Annotated in this window: 29 protein-coding genes; 8 read left to right on the top strand and 21 right to left on the bottom strand. The window is 68.1% G+C overall.

What is annotated here, in order from left to right; translation table 11 throughout:
• Positions 1-26 precede the first annotated feature (26 nt).
• Positions 27-473 carry a nitroreductase/quinone reductase family protein gene (locus NP4_RS27990; RefSeq protein WP_082876288.1) on the bottom strand — a complete coding sequence of 149 codons (447 nt, stop codon included), beginning with the start codon at positions 471-473 and terminating at the stop codon, positions 27-29.
• A 161-nt stretch (positions 474-634) separates the two neighbouring features.
• On the opposite strand from NP4_RS27990, the gene NP4_RS27985 reads away from it, so the two are divergent.
• Together NP4_RS27985 and NP4_RS27980 are read left to right on the top strand one after the other, a co-directional pair.
• The gene (locus NP4_RS27985) at positions 635-1234 is read left to right on the top strand and encodes a TetR/AcrR family transcriptional regulator (RefSeq protein ID WP_082876287.1); all 600 of its coding nucleotides are present in this window, start codon (positions 635-637) and stop codon (positions 1232-1234) included.
• A 93-nt stretch (positions 1235-1327) separates the two neighbouring features.
• Positions 1328-1630, top strand: coding sequence for a hypothetical protein (locus NP4_RS27980; protein WP_068004112.1), 303 nt, complete (start codon positions 1328-1330; stop codon positions 1628-1630).
• Positions 1631-1636: 6 nt separating this feature from the next.
• Here NP4_RS27980 and NP4_RS27975 read toward each other — a convergent pair whose 3' ends face one another.
• The 7 genes from NP4_RS27975 to NP4_RS27945 all read right to left on the bottom strand — a co-directional run bounded on the left by NP4_RS27975 (position 1637) and on the right by NP4_RS27945 (position 9499).
• A complete protein-coding gene (locus NP4_RS27975; RefSeq protein ID WP_068004107.1) occupies positions 1637-2047 on the bottom strand; it encodes a hypothetical protein in 411 nt (136 codons plus the stop codon).
• 52 nt (positions 2048-2099) lie between these two features.
• Entirely contained in the window at positions 2100-2672 is a 573-nt protein-coding gene (locus NP4_RS27970) for an adenine phosphoribosyltransferase (protein WP_068004104.1), read from the bottom strand.
• A gap of 35 nt (positions 2673-2707) precedes the next feature.
• Positions 2708-4390 (bottom strand): ABC transporter substrate-binding protein, encoded by a 1683-nt coding sequence (locus NP4_RS27965; protein ID WP_068004100.1) that lies wholly within the window; start codon positions 4388-4390, stop codon positions 2708-2710.
• A gap of 2 nt (positions 4391-4392) precedes the next feature.
• A complete protein-coding gene (gene secF, locus NP4_RS27960) occupies positions 4393-5586 on the bottom strand; it encodes a protein translocase subunit SecF (RefSeq protein WP_068004096.1) in 1194 nt (397 codons plus the stop codon).
• 1 nt (position 5587) lies between these two features.
• Entirely contained in the window at positions 5588-7348 is a 1761-nt protein-coding gene (secD, locus tag NP4_RS27955; RefSeq protein WP_068004092.1) for a protein translocase subunit SecD, read from the bottom strand.
• Between the two features lie 96 nt (positions 7349-7444).
• On the bottom strand, positions 7445-7831 hold the full coding sequence (gene yajC, locus NP4_RS27950; RefSeq protein ID WP_068004089.1) for a preprotein translocase subunit YajC: 387 nt from the start codon (positions 7829-7831) through the stop codon (positions 7445-7447).
• Positions 7832-8005: 174 nt separating this feature from the next.
• Entirely contained in the window at positions 8006-9499 is a 1494-nt protein-coding gene (locus NP4_RS27945; protein ID WP_068004087.1) for a flavin-containing monooxygenase, read from the bottom strand.
• Positions 9500-9535: 36 nt separating this feature from the next.
• On the opposite strand from NP4_RS27945, the gene NP4_RS27940 reads away from it, so the two are divergent.
• Entirely contained in the window at positions 9536-10201 is a 666-nt protein-coding gene (locus NP4_RS27940; RefSeq protein ID WP_082876286.1) for a TetR/AcrR family transcriptional regulator, read from the top strand.
• A gap of 61 nt (positions 10202-10262) precedes the next feature.
• A complete protein-coding gene (locus NP4_RS27935) occupies positions 10263-10829 on the top strand; it encodes a DivIVA domain-containing protein (RefSeq protein ID WP_068004085.1) in 567 nt (188 codons plus the stop codon).
• On the opposite strand, the gene ruvB is transcribed toward NP4_RS27935, so the two are convergent.
• From ruvB to NP4_RS27910, 5 genes are all read right to left on the bottom strand, one after another.
• The gene (gene ruvB, locus NP4_RS27930; RefSeq protein ID WP_068004082.1) at positions 10830-11915 is read right to left on the bottom strand and encodes a Holliday junction branch migration DNA helicase RuvB; all 1086 of its coding nucleotides are present in this window, start codon (positions 11913-11915) and stop codon (positions 10830-10832) included.
• 5 nt (positions 11916-11920) lie between these two features.
• Positions 11921-12526, bottom strand: a complete 606-nt coding sequence (gene ruvA, locus NP4_RS27925) for a Holliday junction branch migration protein RuvA (RefSeq protein ID WP_068004081.1) — start codon at positions 12524-12526, stop codon at positions 11921-11923.
• Positions 12523-13092: a crossover junction endodeoxyribonuclease RuvC gene (ruvC, locus tag NP4_RS27920; protein ID WP_068004076.1), complete on the bottom strand. Its 570-nt coding sequence runs from the start codon at positions 13090-13092 to the stop codon at positions 12523-12525. The genes ruvA and ruvC overlap by 4 nt, the downstream gene beginning before the upstream one ends.
• An 83-nt stretch (positions 13093-13175) precedes the next feature.
• Positions 13176-13637 (bottom strand): acyl-CoA thioesterase, encoded by a 462-nt coding sequence (locus NP4_RS27915; protein WP_068004072.1) that lies wholly within the window; start codon positions 13635-13637, stop codon positions 13176-13178.
• A gap of 37 nt (positions 13638-13674) precedes the next feature.
• Positions 13675-14184 carry an O-acetyl-ADP-ribose deacetylase gene (locus NP4_RS27910; RefSeq protein ID WP_068004069.1) on the bottom strand — a complete coding sequence of 170 codons (510 nt, stop codon included), beginning with the start codon at positions 14182-14184 and terminating at the stop codon, positions 13675-13677.
• Between the two features lie 42 nt (positions 14185-14226).
• Here NP4_RS27910 and NP4_RS27905 point away from each other — a divergent pair, with 42 nt between their 5' ends.
• Positions 14227-15537, top strand: a complete 1311-nt coding sequence (locus NP4_RS27905; protein WP_068004066.1) for a DUF2254 domain-containing protein — start codon at positions 14227-14229, stop codon at positions 15535-15537.
• 57 nt (positions 15538-15594) lie between these two features.
• Here the strand turns inward: NP4_RS27905 and NP4_RS27900 are convergent, their stop codons facing one another.
• Positions 15595-15894, bottom strand: coding sequence for a DUF7427 family protein (locus NP4_RS27900; protein WP_147287914.1), 300 nt, complete (start codon positions 15892-15894; stop codon positions 15595-15597).
• 145 nt (positions 15895-16039) lie between these two features.
• Here NP4_RS27900 and NP4_RS27895 point away from each other — a divergent pair, with 145 nt between their 5' ends.
• On the top strand, positions 16040-17494 hold the full coding sequence (locus tag NP4_RS27895; RefSeq protein WP_176580399.1) for an alpha/beta hydrolase: 1455 nt from the start codon (positions 16040-16042) through the stop codon (positions 17492-17494).
• On the opposite strand, the gene NP4_RS27890 is transcribed toward NP4_RS27895, so the two are convergent.
• From NP4_RS27890 to NP4_RS27880, 3 genes are read right to left on the bottom strand one after another with little or no spacing between them, the layout of a single operon-like run.
• Positions 17433-17993 carry an HIT family protein gene (locus NP4_RS27890; RefSeq protein ID WP_068004060.1) on the bottom strand — a complete coding sequence of 187 codons (561 nt, stop codon included), beginning with the start codon at positions 17991-17993 and terminating at the stop codon, positions 17433-17435. The genes NP4_RS27895 and NP4_RS27890 overlap by 62 nt on opposite strands.
• A gap of 17 nt (positions 17994-18010) precedes the next feature.
• Positions 18011-19075 (bottom strand): hypothetical protein, encoded by a 1065-nt coding sequence (locus tag NP4_RS27885; RefSeq protein ID WP_068004057.1) that lies wholly within the window; start codon positions 19073-19075, stop codon positions 18011-18013.
• Entirely contained in the window at positions 19048-20211 is a 1164-nt protein-coding gene (locus NP4_RS27880) for a GDSL-type esterase/lipase family protein (RefSeq protein WP_068004053.1), read from the bottom strand. Before NP4_RS27880 ends, NP4_RS27885 begins: the two co-directional genes overlap by 28 nt.
• An 89-nt stretch (positions 20212-20300) precedes the next feature.
• Here NP4_RS27880 and NP4_RS27875 point away from each other — a divergent pair, with 89 nt between their 5' ends.
• The gene (locus NP4_RS27875) at positions 20301-20870 is read left to right on the top strand and encodes a TetR/AcrR family transcriptional regulator (protein ID WP_245997586.1); all 570 of its coding nucleotides are present in this window, start codon (positions 20301-20303) and stop codon (positions 20868-20870) included.
• 69 nt (positions 20871-20939) lie between these two features.
• Here NP4_RS27875 and NP4_RS27870 read toward each other — a convergent pair whose 3' ends face one another.
• Entirely contained in the window at positions 20940-21692 is a 753-nt protein-coding gene (locus NP4_RS27870) for a YebC/PmpR family DNA-binding transcriptional regulator (RefSeq protein WP_068004048.1), read from the bottom strand.
• Positions 21693-21766: 74 nt separating this feature from the next.
• A complete protein-coding gene (gene pdxT, locus NP4_RS27865; protein ID WP_068004046.1) occupies positions 21767-22402 on the bottom strand; it encodes a pyridoxal 5'-phosphate synthase glutaminase subunit PdxT in 636 nt (211 codons plus the stop codon).
• Positions 22403-22504: 102 nt separating this feature from the next.
• Between pdxT and NP4_RS27860 the strand changes: the two genes are divergently transcribed.
• Complete coding sequence (locus NP4_RS27860; protein WP_425464077.1) at positions 22505-24304, top strand: APC family permease; 1800 nt, start codon at positions 22505-22507, stop codon at positions 24302-24304.
• On the opposite strand, the gene NP4_RS27855 is transcribed toward NP4_RS27860, so the two are convergent.
• Positions 24301-24939, bottom strand: coding sequence for a response regulator (locus NP4_RS27855; RefSeq protein WP_068004044.1), 639 nt, complete (start codon positions 24937-24939; stop codon positions 24301-24303). The two genes, NP4_RS27860 and NP4_RS27855, sit on opposite strands and share 4 nt — an antisense overlap.
• The gene (locus tag NP4_RS27850) at positions 24936-26222 is read right to left on the bottom strand and encodes a sensor histidine kinase (protein WP_245997588.1); all 1287 of its coding nucleotides are present in this window, start codon (positions 26220-26222) and stop codon (positions 24936-24938) included. The genes NP4_RS27855 and NP4_RS27850 overlap by 4 nt, the downstream gene beginning before the upstream one ends.
• Positions 26223-26229 lie beyond the last annotated feature (7 nt).

The raw sequence follows: 26229 nt of genomic DNA, 5'->3' as shown, positions 1-26229 counted from the left end.
TGACAACGCGCAACCCCCGTTGCGGCTCAATTGATTCGGAAGACCGGGAAGCCCGGGGCGATGGCGGCCAGCTCCTCGTCGGTGGCGTTCTTGGTGACGCCCTCGAAGAACTTGCCGACCTCCCAGCCCCACTTCTTCAGGTACAGCCGCAGGACCGGGACCTTGTCGGCATCGGCGAGTTCGGCGGCGGTGAACGCTTCGACCTTGCGGCCCAGGCGCAGTTCGCCGTTGCCCTCGGCGGCGCGCAGGTTGCGGACCCACTGGGTGTTGCCGCGCGGGGCCACCAGGTAGCGATGGCCGTCCGCGTCGACCAGCAGGTTGACCATGGTCGTGCGCCACTCGCCCGACTTGCGGCCGCGCACGGCCAGCAGTCGCGAACCCATGACGCTGATCCCGAACCTGGGAAGTTGATTGGCGATCTTGTTCATGACGGGATCGAGTCCGGTGGGGCCGATGTAGCGGGTGGTGCTCATAGCGTTCTTCTCCTATTTTCGAGAGCAGCGCTCTCTGTTGTGAACACAGTTTGCACCATGGCCGACCCGCTCGTCAAGAGCGGCGCTCTCTTTTAGGGGAAACCGCAGGTAGTGGCCTCGAAATCGCGCCTGCTGGAGTACCGTTTCGCACACTTGTACAAATGATCAGCGAGGTTTCGATGTCGAGCCCAGAAGCCGCCGCCCGCACCCGCCGCCCGCGCCGCCACGATCCCGATCGGCCGCGGCGCATCGCAGAGGTGGTCGAGGAACTCATCGCGGAGCGCGGCATCGAGGGCCTGAGCCACCGTGCCATCGCCGAGCGCGCCGATATCTCGCTGAGCTCGACGACCTACCACTACAAGGACCGCGAGGCGCTGATCCGGGTCGGATTGCAGCGCGCGGTCGACCGATTCGCCTGCTTCATGCGGGTCTGGACGGACAAACACGCCGATGACACCACCGAGGAGCTGATCGAGGCCCTCACCGACAGCGTCGTACTCAGCACCACCGGGCCCGGCCGGATCAACGCCGTCGTCGAATACGAGCTCTACCTCGCGGCACTGCGTCGCCCGGCGCTGCGCGAACTCGCCGCCCGCAGCGCCGCGATCACCGTCGACGCGATGACGCCACTACTCGGCCCGGTGCGCGCGGCCGCGCTGCAGGCCGCGCTCAACGGGCTGTGCCTACAGTCGATGACCGCGCCGAATCCGCCCGAGCGCAGCGATATTCGCGCGATCGTGGCACAGGTCCTCGGGGGGTGACGGAGGGCGCGCGCGAAAAATTCACGCGTCAAGCCCCCCGAACTTCCCCGGCGTGTCCGTTTCGGGCGAGGAGAAAGCGGGCACGTCCGTGGCATGTACAGATATCGCACCTATCGCGGCACTCGTGGCGGCGGCGCGGCGGCAATCATCAGCGCGGTCGGCGGGATCTTCGCCCTCATCGAGGGCGTCTACATCCTGATGCTGGTCCTGAACGCGAATCCGGGAAATCGCTTCTTCGGCTTCATCAAATCACTGGCCGAACCGCTGGCGCTGTTCTTCCCCGGCCTGTTCAACACCGGTAACGGCAAGCTCGACATCGTCATCAATTACGGTCTGGCCGCGGTGTTCTGGCTCGTGGTGACCGGATTCATCGCCCGCCTGGTGGCCCGCTTCTAGGAATCCTCAGCCGCGCGGGGTGAGGACCTCGAGGCGGTGATGGTGGAGGAATTCGAAGGCCGGCGCCCAGTGTCCGGTGAACACCTCCTCCGCACGGCCCACCGAATGCTGCGAGGCGTCGCCGATTCCGGGATCCTCGCAGACCACCCGGGCCGTGTGGCGACCCGCGCGCACCGGACCGGTGTCGAGGTCGACCGAGCCGTCGGAACCGACCGGCCGCCATGGCATTTCGATCCCCGTGGCCGCGATCCGGCACACCTGGCCGGACCGCTCACCGGTTACATGGGCCGCGATCGTGGCGCCGCCGTGCAGGGCGGCCGACGGAGAGGCCGAGGCCGTGGCGGCGCCGACGGCGAACACGACCCCCACGGAACCGATGAGCGCGACGGACAGGCGCGTGCTTCGGCGGCGGCTCATGAGGGCAGAGCTTAACGATCCGCCGGGGCGGTCACAACAGACGCGCGCACACTCACAGCCGCACGATCGAGGTGAGCGGATAGTCGCCCTGGCGCTCCCGCCCGCCCAGGAAGCTCAGCTCCAACACGACCGCCGCGGCCGCCACCTCGGCGCCCGCGGAGCTGAACAGTTCCGCGGCCGCGGCCAGCGTGCCGCCGGTGGCGAGCACATCGTCGAGCAGCAGCACCCGGCGACCCGACAGCCGCACACCGTCGGCCGGGATCTCCAGGGCGGCCGAACCGTATTCGAGGGTGTACTCGCGCGAGAGCACGGGCGGGGGCAGCTTGCCCGCCTTGCGCACCGCCACCACACCGGTGCCGAGCGCCGCGGCCACACCCGCGCCCAGCAGGAAGCCGCGGGCATCCACGCCCGCGACCAGATCGACATCGGCGGCGACCGCACCCAGACAATCGATGACCGCGTGGAATCCCTCGGCGTCGGCGAAGACCGGCGTCAGATCGGCGAAACGCACACCGGGGGTGGGGAAGTCGTCGTGCCAGCGAGTCAGCCGCTGCACGGCCTCCGAGGCGCGGCCCAGGCGCACGCCCGCGGCCTCCTCGGTATCCACCATTCCATGCTTGCTCATCTACACCCACTCCCTCATCGCGCGCCCGGGGACGCTCACCGCTGCAACACCCAGCGGTCCATATTCCAACCCGCACCGGCCTTGGTGGGGTTCGCGATGCCGTTCTCCATCCCCTCACCGAATGCGATCGTGCGCGGCGTGGCGAACAGCGGAATCGACGGCATCTCGTTCCACAGCAGATTCTCCGCCTCGCTGTCGAGGTTCAGCACGTTCGTCGAATTATCATCCGCCGCAAGCTGATCCACGATCGCATCGTAACGCCCGTTCCCGTAACGTCCGAAATTCAGTCCCTGACCGCCGCGCAACGCCGCCGCGGCCTCGATCCCGGGCAGCGATCCGGCCGGTCCCGGCGCGGCCGCCGTACCGGCCAGCACCGCGTCCACCTTGCCCTCGCCGAGCTGGGTGGGCACGAAATCCGGTGTGCCGGCGTCGACCACGGTGATACCGGCCGGTTTGCACGCGTCGGCGATCATCGCGATGGTCTGCGCGCGCCGGTCGTCGGGCTTGCGGTAGCCGATCCGCACGGTCGGATTCTGGACGCCGCCCAGGCCCTGCCGCGCGGCCGCCGCGTCACCGGTGCGGTACTTATCGGCCGGTTTGCCGATCGCCGGGTAGTACGGCGAGTCCGCCTGCACCGTCCGGGAATTCAACGGCCCGGCGCCCACGCCGTCCTTGACATCGAAGCCGGGATGGCCCAGCTTGTCGAACAGCGCCTGGCGCGGCACACACGCCGCGAAGGCCCGGCGCACATCGGCGGAGCCGAAAAGCCCGGTCGTCGCCAGCACCAGCTGCTCGGCCCCGCGGCCCGGCAGCTGATCGACCGAGAATCCGTTCAGGCCCAGATCCTTGATCGAGCCCGCGCCGACGTCGATCACGCCGACGGCCTTGTCGGAGATCTTCTTCGCCAGATCGTTGGCGCGAGTCCACACCACGATGCGCGGCGTCTTCGCGGCATTGCCCCACCACTTGTCGTTTTTCACCAACACCAGACCATCGCTGTCACTGAATGATTCGATGCGGTAGGGACCCGAGGACGGCAACAGCTTGGTATCGATGCTCCCGGGCTTCAACGCCCAGCCGGTATTCCAGAACTGCGCGAGCCGATCCAGCGGCGCGCGATCGCCGGATTGCACCACCGACACCACATTCGGAATGCCCGCGGCCTGCGCGGCGATATGCGCGGGCATCAGATCACCGGCGTTGAACAGCGTCTTCCACGCCAGGAAGTGCCGATCGGGGCGGAATACGACGGTCGCGTCCTTGGAACCGGGCTGGCATTCCACCCGCTCGATATCGGAGTAGCCGAGCGTGGACGCGGCCTCGAACTGATTGAAACGCCCACTGCGCGCGGCCCATTCGAGCACCAGATCGTCGCAGGAGGTGGGTACGCCATCGGAATACTTGCCGTCCGGATTGAGCCGATACTGGATGGTCTGCGCCTCGCCGGGCACCTCCTTGGCGGTGCCGTAGTCGGTGTCGGCGACCGGCTGTCCCTCCGGGCCGGTGTAGAAGAATCCGGTCAGCACCCGCGAGAAGACCGCGGCCGCACCGCCGTTCGCGCCGAGCGCGCTGCCGCCGTTGTAGCTGACCGGCGCCGCGTCGACCGCGTAGCCGATCGAGGGCAGCTGATTCTTACTGGAGCACCCCGCGAGCGCACCCGTGACGAGTGCGCTCGCGGTCAGCGCTGCGGCCAGCTGACGAGTGAACCGCCTGCGCATACTCAGTGCCTTCTCTTGTGCCGTTTCCCACTGGGCCGCGCCCCCGGTCTCGGTGCGCCCGAACCGGTCTCGCGCGGCGCGCGCACCGGGCCGCTGATCGCCCCGGCCCGCTCCGCCGCGGCCTCGCGCACCCGGGCCTGCGCGGCATTGGACCGCTTGGCCAGCACCCGTTTGGTGTGCGCGGCGACCGGACCGAACCGCTCCTTGATCGATACCAGCAGCGGCACCGCGAAGAAGATCGAGGAGTACGCGCCGACGATCATGCCGACCAGCTGCACCAGCGCCAGATCCTTGAGCGTGCCGACACCCAGCAGCCACACCGCGATCACCAGCATGCCGATGATCGGCAGAATGCCGATGACGGTGGTGTTGATCGAGCGCATCAGCGTCTGGTTGGCCGCGAGATTGGCCTGCTCACCATAGGTGCGCCGGGACAGGTGCAGGACGCCGCGAGTGTTCTCCTCGACCTTGTCGAACACGACCACGTTGTCGTAGAGCACGTAGCCGAGGATGGTCAGCAGACCGATCACCGCCGCGGGGGTCACCTCGAAGCCGACGATCGAGTAGATGCCCGCGGTCACGACGAGATTGAACAGCAGCGAGGCGATGGCCGCCAGCGACATATCGCGTTCGAATCGGATCGCGATGTAGACCATCGTCAGCAGGACGAACACCACCAGCGCGATCAGCGCCTTGCGGGTCACCTGGCCGCCCCAGGTCTCGCTGATCTCGGCGATGCTGATCGCGTTGCGGCTCTCCGCACCCGAGGAATCCTTCGGATGGAACGCGTCGAACAGCGCGCCCTGCACGGTGTCCTGCTGGGTGGCGGTCAGGGTGTCGGAGCGGATCTCGAACGACGCGGCCGATCCCGAACCGACCTTCTGCACGGTCACCGGGCTGTGGCCCAGCGCCTTGTTGTAGACATCGGACACCTGGGTGGTGCTCATCTGACCCGAGGCGGGCACCTGGATTCGCGTGCCACCGGCGAAGTCGATGCCGAGGGTGAAACCCTTCAGGCCGATACTCAGCAGCGCGATCAGCATGAGCGCCGCGGCGACCGCGTAGTACAGCCGACGCCGCCCGACGATCTGGAAACCGCCGGTTCCGGTGTAGAGCCGCTCGAAGAATCCGTGCTGCGGACCGCTCTGCTCGATCGGCTCGTCGACGGTGTCCAGGACGGGGCTGGAGTTGCTCATCTCACGCCTCCTTACCGGCGCTCGCGAGAATGCCCGCGGCGGCCTTGCGTTCGCGGGCCAGTTCCTGCACCGCGCCCAGACCGTTGACCGACGGTTTGGCCCAGAACGGCGAGCGCGAGGCCATCATCATCAACGGCGAGGTGACCAGGTACAGCACGATCACGTCGAGGACGGTGGTCAGACCGAGGGTGAAGGCGAAGCCCCGGACCTGACCGGCGGCCAGGATGTAGAGCACCGCCGAGGCGATCAGGCTGACGGTCTTACCCGACAGGTTGGTGCGCTGGGCGCGGGCCCAGCCGCGCGGAACGGCCGAGCGGAAGCTGCGGCCCTCGCGCATCTCGTCCTTGATGCGTTCGAAGAACACCACGAACGAGTCGGCTGTCATACCGATACCGATGATCAGACCCGCGATACCGGCCAGGTCCAGGGTGAAGTTGATCCACCTGCCCAGCAGCACGATGATGCCGTACACCGCGAAACCCGATGCCACCAGCGAGAATCCGGCCAGGAAGCCGAGCATGCGGTAGTAGAGCAGGCAGTACAGCAGCACCGCCACCAGACCGATCGCGCCCGCGATCAGACCCGCGCGCAGGGAGGACAGACCCAGTGTCGCGGAGACGGTCTCGGCCTCGGAGGTCGCGAACGACAGCGGCAGCGAACCGTACTTCAGCTGGTTGGCCAATTCCTTGGCCGTCGAGGCGTTGAAGTTGCCGGTGATGGAGGTGCGGCCGCCCAACTGCGGACCCTGCTGCACGACCGGCGCGCTGATCACCTTGGTGTCGAGGGAGAAGGCGATCTGCTTCTGCAGGTACTCCTCGGTCAACTTGGCCCAGGCGTCGGAGTTCTTGAACTCGAGATCCACCGACCACTGCGACTGCTGCGCGCTGAAGTTGGCCGCGGCGTTGGCGATGTCCTGGCCATCGATGCGGCTGGGCGCGAGCAGGTAGACCTGATTGCCGTCGGTGGAACAGGTGACCAGTGGCAGCGCCGGATCGTCGTTACCGGTCAGCGGATCGGGCTTGCTGCAGTCCAGCGAGGCCAGTGCCTGCTGCTGAACCTGCGGATCCTTGCTCTGCCGCAGTTCCTTGGCGGCCGCGATCTCCTTCTGCGTCTGCTGCGCCCGGGTCAGATTCTGATTCGGTTGCGGCGCGGGCGAAGTCGTGGGCGGCGCGGGCGGGGCCGGGGTGTCGCCGGGCGGCGGCTCGGGGGCCTGCTGCGGGAAGACGCGGTTCTGCGGGGCCTCGCCCTGCGGCGCGGATTCGGGCGCGGGGGCGGGGTTACCGGCCGGATTCGGCTGATCGGCGGGCGGGGGAACCTGACCGGGCTGACCCGGCAGACCGGCCTGCGGCTGACCCGGCTGCGGCTGGCCGCCCTTGTTGACCGGCTGACCGGCCTGCAGCACCGGGCGAATGTAGAGCTTGGCGGTGGTGGCCAGCGATTTGGCCTGTCCGCTGTTGTCCCCCGGCACCGTGATGACCAGGTTGTCGCCGTCGATGACGACCTCGGAGCCCGCGACGCCGAGTCCGTTCACTCGGGACTCGATGATCTGCTGCGCCTGTTTGAGGCTGTCCTGGCTGGGCCGGTTGCCGTCGGGAGTGCGCGCGGTGAGCGTGACCCGGGTCCCGCCCTGCAGGTCGATGCCGAGCTTGGGCTTGACGGACTGATCGGCGGTGAAGAACACCAGGCCGTAGATCACCGCCAACAGCGCGGCGTAGGCGCCGAGCAATCGCAGCGGATGCCCCGTTCCCTTGGAAGGTGGCACTGTCGTTGTCTCCTAGGCGATGTCGAGGGGAACGTGTGCGGACACGCTACAGCGCTGCTACACCGCCGTGCACGGCGGTGTAGCAGCGCTAACGGATCACTCCTTGGTCAACCGAGAGTTGGTGTCCTCCACCGATTCCTCCGTCGCGGCCGGCGCGGGCTTGTCCTGCGCGGGCGCGGCCTCGGCGGTTTCGGTGGTGGTGGCGTCCTCGGCGGCCGTCGTGGCGGCGTCGTCGGTGCGCACATCGCGGATCGCGGCGCGCAGCCAGGTGGTCACGACATCTTCGGCGATCTCCAGATCGACGGAGGTGTCGTCCACGTCGACAACGGTGCCGTACAGCCCCGACGTGGTGGTGACCCGGTCACCGACCTTCAGGCTCTGCTGCATGTCGGCGACCTTCTCCGCCTCGCGCTTCTGGCGGCGGACACCGAGGAACATCGGCACGAGCAGAGCTACCAGCAGCAGCGGAAACAGGTATTCCATCGTCGTAGTCGGTCCCTAGTCTTTGGATGCGGATGAGTGTTTACCCCCACAGTGTGCCAGGACCGGACTATGCCGCCACATCCTCCCGGCCAAAAGCACGCCGGGAGGAATTTATAGGGGTTGCACGCCGGGGATCCTGTATGGGCCCGACTCCGGGCCCACACGGCTCGCGAGCTAGGCGGCGTGGGATCCGTAGACGTAGTCGTCGAGCGGGAAGTTCGCGGCCTCGCGGTGGGTGGTCAGGGTGCTGTTCGGGCGCAGTAGGGCGGCCTCGCCGTGCTGGTTGAAGTAGTAGCTGCGGGCCGTGGCGCAGCTGCCGCCGTAGAACACCGAGGAGTCGAGTTTGCGCGTGACGTAGTCCAGGAAGCGGGTATTGGCCTGCTCGCTCACCTCGAAGACCCGCTCGCCTCGCCGGAACATCTCCGTGAACAGGCGATTCATATGCTTCATCTGGGCCTCGATGGTGGTGAAGTAGGACAGCCCGCTGTAGGAGTAGGGACTGTTGAGGCTCAGGAAGTTGGGGAACTTCGGGACGGTGATGCCCTCGTAGGCCTGGAACCGGTTGTCGCGCCAGAACTTTCCGAGATTACGCCCATCGCGGCCGATGATCTCGATGGCCGGGAAGTTCACATCCCACAGATTGAAGCCGGTGGCCAGGATGAGGGTGTCGATCTCGGTCTTGTGCCCGTCGGCGGTGACGATGCCGTCGGCGACGACATGGTCGATCGAATTGGTCTCGAGACGCACGTGCGGCAGATTGAAGGTCTTGAAGTAGGTGTTGGAGAACGTCGGCCGCTTGCAGCCGAAGTCGTAGTCCGGGGTGAGCTTGCGGCGGGTCTCCTTGTCGCGCACCTGGGCGCGCAGATGGGCCTTGGCCAGCAGCGCCGCGCCCTTGTTACCGAGTTTGGCCTGCTTGTAGTGCAGTACGCCGACCACCATCAGCAGCTCGAGCGCGCTGGTGTTGATCAACCGAGCGGCCTTCTGCGTCAACGGGATCCGCTCGAACAGCCCCTGTACGGCCTTGGGGATCGCGGTGTCGATCTTGGGCACCACCCAGATCGGGGTGCGCTGGAAGACGGTCAGCTCGGCCGCCTTCTTGGCCACCTCCGGCACCAGCTGCACGGCCGTGGCGCCGGTGCCGATGATCGCGGCCTTGCGACCGGTCAGGTCGTAGTCGTCGTCCCACGCCGTGGTGTGGATGATCTTGCCCGCGAAGGTGTCGATGCCGGGGAACGGCGGGGTGTAGGGCTGGGACAGGAAGCCGGTGGCGGCGAGGAGATACTTCGCGGTGAGCGTCTCACCACCCTCGACCGAGACGGTCCACTGCTGATGTTCCTCATCCCAGCGGGCGCCACCGACGACCTGGTTGAACCGCATGCGCCGGCGCAGGTCGTACTTGTCGGCCACGTGTTCGGCGTAACGCTTGAGTTCGGACCCCGGCGCGAACAGCCGCGACCAGTGCGGATTGGGTTCGAACGAATACGAGTAGGTCACCGAGGCGATATCCACGGCCAGCCCCGGATACCGGTTGACATGCCAGGTGCCGCCCATATCGTCCTCGCGCTCGAGGATGACGTAATTGCTCAGCCCGAGCCGGTCGAGCTGAATGCCCGCACCCATCCCGCCGAATCCGGCCCCGACCACGACGGCGTCGTACTGAGGTGCCACGCCGAACCTCCTGTGAATTCAAGTACCTGGTACAGAATGACACATCATTCCGTTCCGGAACAACGTATCATCAGCGAGGTGTCGAAGCCATCCACCCATCTCGAGCGCCGCAAGGCCGAGCTCCGTCAGGAGATCATCGATACCGCCTTCGCGTGTTTTGCCGAAAAGGGTTATCACGCAACGGGAATCGCGGATATCGCCGCTCGGCTGGGCATCGGGCACGGCACCTTCTATCGCTACTTCGCCAATAAACGCGACATCATCGACCACGTCATCGATGATCTGGCCGCCCAGATCATCGAATCGCTGAGTACCGACAACGCCCCGGACGCGGCCACCAGCCTCGCGGAGTACCGCAATCAGGTCGAGCGCATCGGCGACGCGCTGTTCAAGATCTTTCTCGACGATCGCCGGGTCGCGCAGCTGCTGCTGTTCCAGGCGACCGGCATCGACGCCGAGCTGACCACCCGGCTGTACGGCCTGCTCGACACCGCCGACGCGCTGACCGCGGCCTATCTCGAACACGGCGTCGAAATGGGCTATCTGCGCGCCGATCTGGACACCGCCAATACCGCCAAGGCGGTGACCGGCATGATCCTGGTGCCCATCGTGCACGGACTGCGCGATCCGGACACCGAGGTGGGCGGGGACATGATCGAGGCGATCCGACGACTGCTCATCGACGGCGTGCGCAAGGAGTGATTCCGGCCGGAATATCCCGGCCCGGATAACAGACCGCCCGCCCTGTTGCGAGAATGAGCAGGTGACTCCCGACGAGGTGCGGCGCAGGCGATTCGGCAGGGCCCCGTTCGGCCACCGCGGCTACGACGCCGCCGAGGTGGACGCCTTCTGCGAGCGCATCGCCCAGGCCTTCCTCGGCCGCGCGATCCTGACCGCCGCCCAACTGCGCGGGCACGAATTCACCACCGCCGCCCTGGGTCACCGCGGCTACGACCGCGACGAGGTCGACGAATTCCTCGACACCGTCTGCGTGGAACTGGAATTCGCCCGCCGCGGCGCCAAGCGCCATCCCGGCGGCGAGGCCCTGCTCACCCCCGACGATATTCAGCGCCTGCGCTTTTCGGGTCCGCCGCACGATCACGCGGGCTACGCGGCCGACGAGGTGGACGTCTTCCTCGATCGCATCACCACCACCCTGGCCCATATCGGACCGAACGGCCTGACCAGTGAGGACGTCCGGACCGTGAATTTCGGCCTGGCCCACGCGGGTACGGCCGCCTACAGCATCGAGGAGGTCGACTCATTCCTCGATGTGGTGGTTCGCACTCTGCGGGCCGAGGAGGCGGCGCGCGAGACCGCGCCGCACTGATCAGTCGAAAACGTCCAGGGTCGGGTGGGATTCGCGGCCGCGGACCTCGATGGAACCGAACACCAGATCCGGCGGGGGAACCAGGCCCAGATGCTCCCAGGCCGCGGCGGTGGCGACGCGGCCGCGGGGGGTGCGGGCGATCATGCCCGCGCGTACCAGAAACGGCTCGCAGACCTCTTCGACCGTGGTGGCCTCCTCCCCCACCGCGACGGCGAGGGTGGATACGCCCACCGGGCCGCCGCCGAAGCTGCGGACCAGCGAGGCCAGCACCGCGCGGTCGAGGCGATCCAGGCCGAGGCTGTCTACGTCGTAGACCGCGAGGGCGGCCTGGGCCACCTCGCGGGTGACCAGACCGTCGGCGCGCACCTCGGCGTAATCGCGCACCCGGCGCAGCAGGCGATTGGCGATGCGGGGCGTGCCGCGCGAGCGGCCGGCGATCTCGGCGGCCGCGTCGGATTCGATGCGCACGCCGAGAATGCTCGCGGAGCGACGCAGAATCTGTTGCAGCTCATGGGGTTCGTAGAAGTCCATATGGCCGGTGAAGCCGAAGCGGTCGCGCAGCGGTCCGGTCAGCGCGCCGGAGCGAGTGGTCGCGCCCACCAGGGTGAACGGCGCGATGTCCAGGGGAATCGACGTCGCGCCCGGACCCTTGCCGACCACCACGTCGACCCGGAAATCCTCCATCGCCAGATACAGCATCTCCTCGGCGGGCCGGGCCATGCGATGGATCTCATCGATGAACAGCACATCGCCCTCGACGAGATTGCTCAGCATGGCCGCGAGATCACCGGCCCGCTCGAGAGCCGGACCGGAGGTGATGCGCAGCGCGGAGCCCAGTTCGCCGGCGATGATCATGGCCATACTCGTCTTGCCCAGACCCGGTGGGCCCGACAGCAGTACGTGATCGGGCGTGCCACCGCGCTGGGTAGCACCGCGCAGCACCAACGCCAACTGCTCGCGCACGCGCGGCTGGCCGATGAAGTCGTCCAGCGATTTCGGGCGCAGGCTGGCCTCGATCTCGCCGTCGGATTTCAAATAGTCGGGGCTGACGGGGGATTCGGTGTCGTCGGGGAATTCCTCGCTCATGGGCCCTACCGGTTCTTACCCAGCAGCCCCAGCGCCGCCCGCAGCGCCTTGGAGGTGTCCAGCTCCGGATGATCGGCGAGTACGCCGTCGACGGCGGGTTCGGCCTGTTTGACCGGGAAGCCGAGACCGACCAGCGCCTCGATGACCTGATCGCGCACCGGCGTGACGATCGGTGCGGGCCCGGCGCCGGGCGGACCCGATTGCACGGGAACCAGATCCACCTTGTCGCGCAGTTCCACCACCATCCGCTCGGCGCCGCGCTTGCCGATGCCGGGCACCCGGGTGAGCGCGGCGATATTGCTCTCGGCCAGGGCCTTGCGCAGCGCCTCGGGTTCGAGCACCGCGAGCACCGCCATCGCCAGCCGCGGCCCGACCCCGGATACGGTCTGCAGCAGCCCGAACAGATCGCGCGCCTCGGTATCGGCGAAGCCGAACAGCGTCATGGAATCCTCGCGCACGATCATCGCGGTGTAGAGCCGCGCCTCCTCGCCGCGGGTCAACCCGGCCAGCGTCGAGGGTGTGGCATTGAGCCGGTAGCCCACACCCGCGGCCTCGAGCACCGCGTGGTCGAGTCCGATCTCGAGTACCTCACCGCGTACCGACGCGATCACCCGGTCACCGCCTTCCGTTGCTGGGCAAGTCTTTCCGTGTATTTGCGCTGCTGTTCCGCGGCGAGCGCCTCCGCCTTGGCCATTCGTTCCAGCATGGGCGCGCGCCAGCAGTGGCAGATCGCCAACGCCAGCGCGTCGGCGGCGTCGGCGGGTTTCGGGGCCGTCGCCAGGCCCAGGATCCGGGTCACCATGGCGGTCACCTGAGCCTTGTCGGCCGAGCCGTTACCGGTGACCGCGGCCTTGACCTGACTCGGCGTGTGGAAGTGCACCGGAATCCCCCGCCGGGCGGCCGCCAGCGCGATGACCCCGCCCGCCTGGGCCGTGCCCATCGCGGTGCGAACATTGTGCTGGGAGAACACCCGCTCGATCGCCACGGCCTCGGGTTCGTGGGTGTCCATCCACCGCTCGGCCGCATCGGCCACTCCCAGCAGCCGCTCAGCCAGATCCATCTCCGGCGGAGTACGGATGACGTCCACGGCCAGCGCCGTGACCTGTCTGCCGAGCCCACCCTCGACGATGCTCACACCGCACCGGGTGAGCCCGGGGTCGACACCCATCACCCGCACGAAAGCACCCCTCCGATCCGCGAACAGTTGTTCGAAGTCTAGCGGTTCCCCGCGGCCACCCCGGCCACCGACACGGGCCCCGGTCAAACCCCTTGCGCCGCTTGCAGGGAGGCGGGCAGTCCGAGCAGGGTCGGATCGGCCGCGCGGCGGGCCCATTCGACGGCCGGGTCGGCGACCAGGCGCCGGGTGCGCAGGTCCAGCAGACCGCTCAGATAGCTGACGGTGGCGGACAATTCGCCGTCGGCGCGGGTGAGGATGTGTTCGACGCGGTAGGTCTTACCCGCCGACCACAACCACGCGCACGTGACGTCGACGCTGTCACCGGCGCGCAGTTCGCGGTGGTAGCGAATGGTCGTCTCCAGATTCACCGGGCCGAGGCCGTCGGCGAGCAAACGCTCCACCGAAATGCCCGCGGCCTGGACACATTCGAAGCGGGAATGATCGGCGTACTGCTGATAGGCGGGACCGGTGACGTGCAACTGCGGATCGACATCGGAGATGCGCACGTCTATCCGGATCGAGAACGGCTCTTGCGTGTTGACCACCGGACCACCCTTTCAGATGGCACCGACAAGTTCCGGGTCAGCGCAGGCGCGCATCGAAGGCGTCGTAGGCGTCGGCGGAGAACAGTACGAATCGCACCTGCTCGACCGAAGTCTCCACCGACCGTACGGTCTGTACCGCGATACGTGCCCCGTCGTGGAGCGGCCACCCGTAGATTCCCGTGGAGATCGCCGGGAACGCGAGCGTGCGAACGCCCAATTCATCGGCGACCCGCAGGGATTCGCGGTAGCAGGCCGCCAGTTGCGCCGCGCGATCCTCCCGCGCCGAATAGACCGGACCGACGGTGTGGATCACCCACCGCGCGGGCAACTCCCCGGCCGTGGTGGCGACGGCCCGACCGGTGGGCAGGCCGTCCGGATACGCCGAGGCCCGCACCTCCCGGCACGCGGCGAGGATCGCGGGTCCACCCTTGGCGTGAATGGCCCCGTCCACACCGCCGCCGCCGAGCAGCGACGAATTCGCCGCATTCACCACGGCGTCCACTTCCTGCTCGGTGATATCGCCGAGAATCAGCGCCAGTTCGGTCATGAATCCATTGTCACCGCCGTTCGGGCGGGTAAGTTCTGCCTCGTGCGCGGGATCTCACTCGAGGCGGATCGGTGGCGCGAGCGATTGCGCACCAATCTGTGGTTCGTGCCCACGCTGGAGGTTCTGGTCGCGGTGGCGCTGTTCGCGCTGACTTTGATGCTCGACCGGCTCGCCTATCGCAACGACTACGAGATGCCCGGCTGGGTGCTCGGCGGCACGCCCGACGCCGCGCGGCAGGTGCTCACCGCGATCGCGGCCGCCAACATCACCGTCGTCGGCGTGGTCTTCTCGATCACGATCGTGGCGCTGACACTGGCATCGACCCAGTTCGGACCGCGCATGCTGCGCAACTTCATTCGCGATCGCGGCACCCAGCTGACCCTGGGCACCTTCGTGGCGACCTTCGTCTACGCGGTCGCGGCGCTGGTGGCGGTCGGGCCGGATTTCGTACCGCATATCTGCGCGACGGTCTCGATCGCCTCGCTGGTGATCGATCTGGCGGTGCTCATCTACTTCATCAATCACATCGCCGGTCAGATCCAGCTGCCGAATGTGATCGCCGATATCGCCCGCGAGGTGCTCACGGCCGCCGCCGCCAATCAGGACACCACCGCACCCGCGGCCGAACGCGGGCCGACGGTCGAACAGGTACTGGCATCGATGGCCGCCTCCGGGGGCGAGGTGCGCACCACCAACAGCGGTTATCTGCAGTACATCCGCTACGACCAGTTGGTGCGGCTCGCGGCCGAACAGCACGCGGTCATCCACCTGCCCTATCGCCCAGGGCATTTCGTCACCGAGGGTCAGGTGGTCGCGACGGTGTGGCCCGCCGAGGCGGCCGCGCGGATCGGCGCGCGGTTCGCCCGCGGCCATGTCACCGGCTCGACCCGCACGCTGGTGCAGGACGTCTCCTTCGGCATCGATCAGATCGTCGAGATCGCGCTACGGGCCATGGCCACCACGACCAATGACACCTTCACGGTCCTGACCTGTGTCGACTGGCTCGGCGATTGTCTGTCGCGAATCGCGGTGTCCTGGAATCCCGATCCGGTCCGCCGCGATCGCGACGGCCACATCCGGGTGATCGCCGCCCAGGTCAGCTATGAGCGCCTGGTGCAGCGGGCGTTCGAGAAGATCCGCCAATCCGGTCGCGGCGCGCCCGCCATCATGATTCGCCAGCTCGACGCGCTGGCCCAGATCGCCGATCGCGTCACCGACCCCGACCGCCGCCGCGTGGTGCTCGAACAGGCGGCCATGATCGAGCGCGCGGTCCCCGAGATCCCCGAACCCGCCGACCGCGAGGATGTGCTGCGCCGCTGCCGCAGCCTGCGCGCCGAACTCGCGTCGACCTGAGCTCACCGAGCCGACCGGCCACCACCGGTGCGGGAATCGCCTTGTAGGCCAGATCGGTCACGGGCGCGCCTGACGCGTGATCAGCGCGCGGGCGGCCCGCGCCACCTGGGTATAGGGGTCGAGTTGCGGTACGCCCGCGGCCCGGAAGCCGTCGAGCAGATGTGTGGCGGTCACCGCCACCGCGGCCGTCCACAGCAGCGGATATCGGGCGTGTATGCGGCGGGCGGCATCGGTGAGCATCTCCCCCTGCGGCGCGACCGCGTCATAGACGACCCACGCGATCGTGAACGCCGCGAAGGCGTGACCACCCCGAATACTCGGCATCCGGGTGATCACGCTTCGATACAAGAGGTCCATACGGAACATATTAGAGTCCGTTTGGACTTTTTCAAAGTCCAAACGGACCTTGCAAACTATGCTGTCATGGGACTCGGAGGTGGTTCACAGCCGACCTCGAGGAAACTGCTCGAGAATGACGGCCGTGTTCCCTGCGCCCATGGACGTGCCGACGACGACGCCAGCAACCCCGGCCGTGGCCCCGCCCCCGCCGCCCCGGCTGCCCTCGGCGAATCTCAACCCCTATGCCGGATTTCATCGCGGCCTGTCGCTGCTGCACGGCTGGCTGCCGGTCACCATCGAGCTGATCGCGATCGCGCTGCTGATCGTCGCGATCACCCGCCTGACCCGGCGCTGGTGGTTGATCCGGATGCCGCTCTGCCTGGCCCTGGGCGTGGCCGCGGCCGTCGGCGCGTGGCTGTATCTGACCGATCAGGGCCTGGCCTCGGATCCCGCGCCGATTCTGCTGTGGGTGGCCGTCGCGGCCATGATCGCCGCGCTCGCGGTGGCCGTCCTCGGCTGGCCGAACGGTCGCTGGTGGCAGCGCGCCGCGGCGATTTTGGCCGTGCCGATGGCCGTGCTCAGTACCGGGGTGGTGCTCAATCAGTGGGTCGGCTACTACCCCACCGTCCAATCCGCGTGGAGCGCCCTGACCGCCGGACCGCTACCGCATCAGACCGACCTCGCGGCGCTGCCGGGCCTGCGCGGGAAACCGATGGCCACGGGAGTGGTTGTGCCGGTGCGGATTCCCGATGACGCCAGCGATTTCAATCACCGCACCGAATACGTCTACCTGCCCCCGGCGTGGTTCACCGGCGACCAGCCGCCGACGCTGCCCGCGGTGATGATGATCGGCGGCGAGTTCAACACCCCCGGCGACTGGCTGCGCAGCGGCCAGATCATGCCCGAGATCGATAAGTTCACCGCCGCCGACGGCGGCCGCGCACCCATCCTGGTCTTCGTCGACTCCAGCGGCAGCTTCAACAACGACACCGAATGCGTCGACGGCCCCCGCGGAAATGCCGCCCGCCACCTCACCGAAGACGTTCCGCCCTATGTCGAATCGACCTTCAACGCCTCCCGCGACCCGGCGAACTGGGCGGTCATCGGCTGGTCCATGGGCGGCACCTGCGCGGTCGACCTGACCGTCATGCATCCGGACCTGTTCCACACCTTCGTCGACATCGCGGGCGATATCGGCCCCGCCTCGGGCAACAAGGAACAGACCATCAACCGCCTCTACGGCGGAGACGCCACCGCATGGGCCAAATTCGACCCCATCACCGTCATGACCGAACACGGCCCCTACCAGGGCCTCGCGGGCCTGTTCGACGACCTCACCCCACCCCCGCGCAGCGGAAACCGCGGCGGCGCGGGCCATTTCACCCGCCCGAAGGTCGACGAGGACCAAATCGGCTTCGGCGGCGTGGACGCCCCCATGGACACCGGCGAGGTAGGCGCCGCCGAAAAACTCTGCACCACCGGCAGATCCGAGAACATCGACTGCACCATCCACACCACGCAGGGCGGCCACACCTGGCAATTCGCCTCAGCGGCCTTCAGCTCCTCGCTGCCCTGGGTGGCGGCGAGAGTGGGCCTGCCGGTTCCGGCGAACGAGTGAATCCCGCCTGGGCCAGCGCCGCCCGTAACCGATCGGCCAGTGCGAACGCCTGCTCCCGTGACCACGCCAGCACCCCGTTCTCGGCCATCATCGCGTGCAGCTGCTGCTCCCGATAGGGCACATCCGGCGGCAGCGGGGCGATGTGCAGATGCAGATGGGAATTGCCCTGTTGGCTACCGAGACTGAGCAGATAGCTGCGCTCGACCGGGACCGCCTGTTCGACCGCGCGGGCGACCCGATGGACCATCGACATCAGCCGCAGGTAGGCGGCCTCGTCGAGATCGCGGAACAGGTGCTCGCGGTGGAGTTTCGGGGCGACCAGGACATGGCCGAGCAGGGTCGGATACCGGCAGAGGAAGGCGATGTTCTCCTCGTCCTCGGCGATGATCTGTTCCAGGTCCGAATCGTGTTCGCCCGCGACGATGGCACAGACGAAGCACGGACTGGATTGGACACGGCGGATGTAGTCGTCGACGTCGAACGAGATCCGTTCCCGCACAGGGGCTTCCTTTCGGGTCATCGAGTGGTCCAGAGTCTGCTGCCGCTCGTGTCGGCGGTGGCCAGGAGTAGACGGCCGTCGGGGAGGGTGCCCAGGCGGGCCTCGCCGGCGGTGGTGGGGAGTGGAATGTCTTGCCAGACCGTGCAATCGCGGTGGACGGACAGGAGGTGGGCTCGGCCGTCGAGGCGGGCGGTGGCGAGTATCCGGTTGTCGTGGATGAACAGTTGGGAGAGTTCGAGTCGGCTCGCGGTGGGGCCGGGGACGGGTGGGGCGGTGGGGTCGGGCCAGCACAGCAGTCGGGGGGAGGCGACGGATTGACCGGCTGTCGCGCAGCCCGCGGTGTCGCAGGCCGCGCGGGTGGCGATCGCGGCGGCGCCCGACAGTTCTCGGCGCTGCCAGGCGCGGCCGTCGGGTGAGGTCCAGACCAGGGGGATCAGGACGCCGTCACGCAAGGTGTTACCGGCGATGACGAAACCCGCTGGGCCCGTGGCGACTCCGGCCGCGCCGGTCTGCTCGCCCGGAGCCGAGGACAGCGCCGGATCCTCGGCGCTGCGCTGCCAGGTGCGGCCGTCGCGAGACAGCCAGACCGCCGAACCGTAGCGGCCGCCGGGACCGTCCCATTCACCGATCAGCAGATCGGTGCCGCCGATCGTCGCCGCGGCCGTCACGGCGATGGCGTGTGGGCCACCGAACAATTCGAAAGCCTGCGGATACTCGACCAGTGCGCCCGCGTCCCCGCTCCAGATCGTCATGCGCGGATTCGAATGTGCCCCACCGAAAGCCTGCCCCAGCGCCACCACCCGCTCCCCCACGCCCACCGAAATCAACTCGGCCGCAGGCGCGTACCCGCTGTGCGCCTCGAGACGCACCGCCCGCCAACGCTTTCCGTCGGAACCGATCCACGCGCCGGGATGTCCGCCCAGCGCCCCGCTCACCAGCACCTCGTTCCCGACCGCGACGATCGCCGACACCCGCGCCCCGGGCGCGGGCATCGACAGCTCGGTCCACGTCGACGACGTGCCCGAATCACAGGCCGTGCCAACCGCGATCACCATCAGGACCGCGACCAACCACCTCCCCATCCGCCCACCTTGGCAGACTCGGCGGCGAACCGGGCGAAGTTCTCCCCGATGCGCCGATGTCCCGCGGAATCCGGATGCAGATCATCGGGCAGCGGTAGTTCGGCGGCCTCGGCCTCGCCGTAGAGTTCGCGGCCGTCGAGATAGTGCAGATTCGGATCGCCGGTCGCGCGGCGAGCGATCAGGCGGGCGAGTTCGGCGCGAATGACGCTGAGCGTCAACCGTCCCGACCGGACCTCTTCCGGATCACCGAGGGCGTGGAAGCGCACCCGCCCGGTGGAGAAATCCGGCGCGACGGGCCCGGGCGTGTGCTCCTGAATGGGGCACAGCAGCGGGGAGACGACCAACAGCGGCGTATCCGGCTGCCCCTCGCGGATGGTGTCGAGGAAGCCGTGCACCGCGGGCCCGAACGCGCGTAATCGCATCGCGTCGGTGTTGGTCAGATTGATTCCGATCTTGATGCTGATCAGGTCGGCGGGCGTATCGCGCAGGGTGCGCGCGGTGAACTGATCCAGTAGCGCGTTACCGCGCAGCCCCAGATTCACCAGATCCACCCCGCCGAGCGCGGCCGCGACCGCGGGCCAGGTCCCGGTCGGCCGGGCGGAATTGGAGCCATGGCTGATCGAGCTGCCGTGATGCAGCCACACCGGGCGTGCGCCGGTCGGCAGCGGCCGCACCGGGGCATCGGTCCGCAGGGCGATCAGCTCGGCGGCCTCACTGTGCGGCAGCCAGATCTCGATGTCCTTGTCCGCGCCGGACAGTCCCGCGAAACGCACGGTCCCGGCGCGACCGGACTCGATCTCGACACCGTCGGCGCCCACCACCCGGCCACCGCTCGCGGGCGCGACCGCGACCGGCCGCCCGTCGACGAGCAGTTCGTAACCGCCCGCCGCGATCGCCACGCCCGGCCAGCCGACCCGCGTCGCCAGCACCTCCAATTCGATTGCGCGGCACTCGCTTCGGAATACCAGCCGCACACCCGCGGCCTGCGCCTCGACGATCGTCAAGAAGTCATCGGGAAACTGACGACGCGCACGCGCGGGCAGCCGATGCGGTATCACCCCGCGCTCGGTGGTCTCGAGGTCGAGGGCGCCACGCAGCAGCGCGAGGTCGATCGGGGTACTGATCCAGTCGTTCACGACACGGCACGCTAGACTTCCTAAAGCAATTAGGCAAACACTTTGCTTTACTAATCACATCGGGAGTACTACTCATGCCACGAGCGCGGATGACCGTCGATCAGCTGACCCACGCGGCGGCCGCGCTGGCCGACGAGATCGGCTTCGACAATCTGACCGTCGCCGCACTCGCCCGCAGCCTCGACGTCCGCGACGCGAATCTCTACGCACATCTGAAAAACGGCGAGGATCTGCGAACCAGAGTGTCCGCACTCGCCCTGACCGAACTCGCCGACCGGGTCACCGAGGCCCTGGCGGGCCGCGCGGGCGTCGAGGCGCTGATCGCCTTCGCCGCCGCCTACCGCGCCTACGCCACCGACCATCCCGGCCGCTACGCCGCGGCCCAACTCCCCGTGAACGAACACACCGCGGCCGCGGCCCGGCGGCACTCCGATCTCACCCGCGCGATCCTGCGCGCCTACGCGCTACCCGAACCCGCCGAGACCGATGCGGTTCGCCTGCTGCACAGCACCTTCCACGGCTATGTCAGTCTCGAGCGCACGGGCGGTTTCGCCCACCACACCCGCACCGCCGACGAGTCCTGGTTCCAAGCCCTGCGCGGCCTGGACCATCTGCTCCGCGGCTGGCCGGGGATTGATGACGACCGGCCGGACGAATGAGCCTGTCGCACAACGCAGAAGGCCGCCTTCCCCAGCCGAGGAAGGCGGCCTTCGAGCTACAACCGTGGACTAGGCGTCCAGCTCGGCCAGAATGTCGTCGGAGATATCGACATTGGTGTACACGTTCTGCACATCGTCGCTGTCTTCCAGCGCGTCGACGAGTTTGAAGACCTTGCGCGCGCCGTCGGCGTCGACCGCGACCGTGGTAGCGGGCTGGAAGCCCGATTCCGCGGAGTCGTAGTCGATTCCGGCCTGCTGCAGCGCGGTGCGTACGGCGATGAGATCGCCCGGCTCGCTGATGATCTCGAACGAATCGCCGAGGTCGTTGACATCCTCCGCCCCCGCGTCGAGCACCGCGGCGAGCACGTCGTCCTCCGACAGCCCGTTCTTCTCGAGGGTCACCACGCCCTTGCGGCTGAACAGATACGCCACCGAACCCGGATCGGCCATGCTGCCGCCGTTGCGGGTCATGGCCACGCGCACCTCACCGGCGGCGCGATTGCGATTGTCGGTGAGGCATTCGATCAGCACGGCGACGCCATTGGGGCCGTAACCCTCGTACATGATGGTCTGCCAATCGGCGCCGCCCACCTCTTCGCCACCGCCGCGCTTGCGGGCGCGCTCGATATTGTCGCTGGGGACGGAGTTCTTCTTCGCTGTCTGAATGGCGTCCCAGAGCGTGGGGTTTCCTCCAGGGTCACCACCACCCTGACGCGCGGCAACCTCGATGTTCTTGATCAACTTCGCGAACATCTTGCCACGCTTGGCGTCGATAGCCGCCTTCTTGTGCTTGGTGGTGGCCCATTTGGAGTGGCCGCTCATGCCCTACTTCCTTCAGTCGAGTGTCGAGGTCCAGGCAGACAACTGTTCCAGTCTACTGCCAGGGCCACTGTCGTTCACCGGTCGGCAGGCGTCAGTACCGATTCCACGAACATACGGTGCACGCGCAGATCACCGGTCACCTCGGGATGGAAGGAGGTGGCCAGCACATTGCCCTGCCGCACCGCGACGATCCGCCCCTCGGCGGGTCCGGCCGGTACCCGGGCCAGCACCTCGACCCCGTCACCGGCCCGCTCGACCCACGGCGCGCGAATGAACACCGCGCGCACCGGACCGTCGTCGAGACCCGCGAAATCCAGATCGGCCTCGAACGAATCGACCTGCCGCCCGAAGGCATTGCGCCGCACGGTCATATCGATACCCGACAGCGACTGCGCGTCCGGGCGGGTATCGAGCACCTCACTCGCCAGCAGGATCATCCCCGCGCACGACCCGAAGGCGGGCATGCCCTCGCGCAGCCGCTGCCGCAACGGTTCCAGCAGCCCGAACACCTCGAGCAGCTTGCTGATCGCGGTCGATTCGCCACCCGGCAGCACCAGCGCGTCGACGGCGGCCAATTCGGACTCCCGGCGCACATTCACCGCTTCGGCGCCGCATTCGGCCAGCGCGTGGAAGTGCTCGCGCACATCACCCTGCAACGCCAGCACACCAATGGTCGGTCTCACAAGCCGAGCATACGAGGCGCAGACCATACCCCTGCCCGCGGCGGTAATCCGTGTGGTTCTGCTCACCCACCCGTCAAGGATTCGCAAGGGAACTGTTCGGTCGTTCGGACCAGGGGAACACTCGCCCAGGTGACCGAAGTTCTACCGCGTTCCGAGCCCGTCGACGGCGGGCCGAGTGAGCCTCCGTTACCCCGTCGAGGTCTCACGGTTTCCACCGGATTGGCCGGTCTGTCCCTGGACGCGATGGCGTCGGTGGCCTACGGCCCCGAGGCGATCGTGCTGGTCCTGGCCGCCGCGGGCAGCGCGGGTCTCGGGATGACCCTGCCGGTGACCCTGGCGATCGTCGTCCTGCTGACCGTTCTCATCGCCTCCTACCGCCAGGTGATCGCCGCCTTCCCCGACGGCGGTGGGGCCTATGCCGTGGCGAAAACCCATCTCGGCCACCGCACCAGCCTGGTGGCCGCCGCCTCGCTCATCGTCGACTACATCCTCAATGTCGCCGTCTCCATCGCGGCCGGTACCGCCGCGCTCACCTCCGCGATTCCGGCGCTGCTGCCCTACACCGTCTGGATCTGCCTGGCGGTGCTGATCGGTATCACCGCCCTGAATCTCGCGGGCATCCGCGAGAGCGCGCGGGCGTTCATGGCCCCGACCGCCGTCTTCGTGGTCGGCATTCTGACCGTGATCATCGCGGGCCTGGTGCGCGATGAGCCCGCGAGCGTCACGACCGCCGCGGCCGCGGTGACCGACACCCGGACCATCGGAATCCTGTTGCTGCTCAAGGCCTTCTCCAGCGGTTGCGCGGCACTGACCGGCGTGGAAGCGATCGCCAACGCGGTGCCCTCGTTCGAACAGCCACGGGTGCGCCGCGCGCAGCGGGCCGAGGTCGCGCTCGGTGTGCTGCTGGGCGTCATGCTGATCGGACTGGCGACGCTGATCGGGAAGTTCTCGATCCATCCGGTCGAGGGCACGACCGTGCTGTCGCAGCTGACCGAGGCCGCCCTCGGCCACGGCGCGGCCTACTACATCGTGCAATTCGCGACCGTGGTGCTGCTCGCCTTGGCCGCCAACACCTCCTACGGCGGACTGCCCACGCTGACCAAGATCCTCGCCGACGACAACTGCCTGCCGCACCGCTTCGCCGTGGCCACGCCCCGGCAGGTCTACCGCTACGGCGTGCTGACCCTCGGCCTGTGCGCGGCGGTCCTGCTGATCGCCTCCGAGGGCAATATGAACGCGCTCGTGCCGCTGTTCGCGATCGGCGTCTTCGTCGGCTTCACCATCGCCCAGGCGGGTATGGTGCGGCACTGGCTCCTACGCGGCGAACGCGGTTGGCGCTTGGCGCTCAATGCCTTCGGCGCGGTGCTCACCTTCGTCGCGGCCGTGGTGACCACGGCGATGAAATTCACCGAGGGTGCGTGGCTGATCGTGCTGGTGCTGCCGCTGCTGGTCTTCGGCATGGAACGCATCCGTTCGGCCTACCGCAAGATCGACGGGACCCGCGGCGCGGGTTGTGTCCCCGCACAGCCGAGCCCGACCGGAACCGTGATCGTGGTACCGGTTTCGGAGGTATCCGAGCTGAGCCGCGAGGCGCTGTCGGCCGCGCTGTCGCTGAGCCACCATGTGGTCGCGGTGCATGTCTGCCTGCCCGGCGCGAATACGACCGCGTTCACCAAGGCGTGGGAGGCCTGGCATCCGGAGGTGCCGCTGGAGATCATCGATGCCGGTGACTGCACGGTCGGCGGCCCGGTCGCCCGCTATGTCCGCGATAATTTCCAGGGCCGCCGCAGGGTGGTGCTGATCGCCGAGGTCGATCCGCCCAGTGGCTGGGACCGCGTCCTGCCGAGCCATCGCAGCGACGAGTTGGAACGCCAGCTGCGGCGACTGCCCGACACCGTGGTGTGCCATCTGCGGGTGCAGGCGGCCTAACCCGCCTCGCGGGCGACGATGGCGGCCTGAACCCGCGATCGCACACCGAGTTTGGTGAGCACCCGCGAGACATGCGTCTTCACCGTCGCCTCGCCGATGAACAGCCGGGTCGCGATCTGCGCGTTGGACAGTCCCTCGCCCAGGCAGTCCAGCACCTCGCGCTCGCGCTCGGTGAGATCGGCGAAGCGGTTCGGATTCTGTTGTGCGGGTGGGGCGCTGGCGGCGAAGGCCGAGATGACCGACGCGGTCACCTCCGGCGCCAGCACCCCGTCCCCGGCCGCCACCGCGCGCACCGCGTCCAGAATGGCCGGGCCCGACGCCGATTTCAGCACGAAACCCGCCGCGCCCGCGCGCAGTGTGCGGAAAACGTATTCGTCCAGATCGAAGGTGGTCAGAATGAGCACCCGGGCGAGGCCGTCGGCGGTGATGCGCTCGGTCGCGGCGATACCGTCCACACCGGGCATACGCACATCCATCAGCACCACATCCGGCCGCAGCGCGTTCGCCTGGGCCACGGCCACATCGCCGTCGGCGGCCTCGCCGACCACCTCGAAGCCGTCCGCGGATTCCAGGATCAGCCGCAGCCCGGCGCGGATCGCGCCGTGATCGTCGGCGATCAGCACCCGAATCGTCATATCAACTCCGAGGTTTCGAGCAGCGGTAACCGGGCCCGCACCACCCACAGGCCCGAATCCGGTCCCGCCGTGAGGTTTCCGCCGAGCGCGGCGGCGCGTTCACCCATATTGAGCAGACCGCGCCGGGGATGATCATCCTCGGCGCGCGGCGGGCGCGCGGCCAGCGGATTGCGCACCGACACCGTCAGCGCGCCGCGTTCGGCGAGCACCTCGATATCCACCTCCCGGCCCGGCGCATGTTTCATCGCATTGGTCAGCGCCTCCTGGATGATGCGATACGCGGCCTGATCCACCGCACTGGGCAGGGTCGCATCGATCAGCGAGTTGCGCACGCGCACAACGATTCCCGCCGATCGAGCGGCGTCGACGACCAGCGGCAGCTGAGCCAGTCCGCGTGGGGCGGCGACATCCTCGGCGCCGTCGTCGCGGCGCAGCAGCCCGATCATGGTGCGCATCTCCTGCAGCGCGCTGACACTGTTGGCGCGGATCGAACCGAGGACGCCGGTGATCGCCGCATCGGCGTCGCGCGTGGCGAGCACACCGAGCGCGGCCTCGGACTGGATCGCGATGGCCGACAGGTGACCGGCGATCACATCGTGCAGATCGCGGGCCATGGTCTTGCGTTCGTCGGCGACCGCCGCGCGGCGGTCGAGTTCGGCGATCAGCGTCATGGCCTGCACGCGCGCCCGTTCGGTCTCGGCCATCTCCTTGTGATGACGCACCGACAGCGCCCACCAGATCGGGGTGGCCAGCAGCAGCGACACCACCGCGATCGCGAGCATCACCGCCCGCCATTGACCGACCATCACCGCGACCGCGATCACGAAGCCGACCGCGACCGTCACACAGGCCGCCACCACGAAGCGCGACACCCGCCGCGACCCGTACAGACAGGCCGCGTAGATCAGATCGCCGAATCCGACGAGAATCGGCGTCGTCGCGCCGAGGGTCACATCGATCGCGACGGGCACCAGTCCGAATCCCAGCGCCACCAGCGGCGTCCGCCGCCGCAGCAGGGCCGCCGCACACAGCAGGGCGAGCACGCCGAAGCGAGCGGTCAACGGGGTGTCGGTGCTCGTATCGGACATGGGATACAGGCCCGACAGATACAGCGTCGCACCGACGACCAGCAACAACAGTGCGGCCGAGGCATCCCGCGCGGCGGCGGGCAGCGCGTCCCACTGCTTCATCCGACCATCACAGCACAGCGCGCGCGGGCCCAGCGATCCGCCGAAGTGATGACGACCGGTCGATCCGATGCCCGACGCCGGCGCGGCCGCCACGGCCCGA

Origin of the sequence: Nocardia pseudobrasiliensis NBRC 108224 (genome assembly GCF_001613105.1) — a bacterium.
GTDB classification, from domain to species: Bacteria; Actinomycetota; Actinomycetes; order Mycobacteriales; family Mycobacteriaceae; genus Nocardia; species Nocardia pseudobrasiliensis.
Note: the sequence above shows the minus strand (reverse complement) of the source record. Positions and strands in the feature narration are given on the sequence as shown.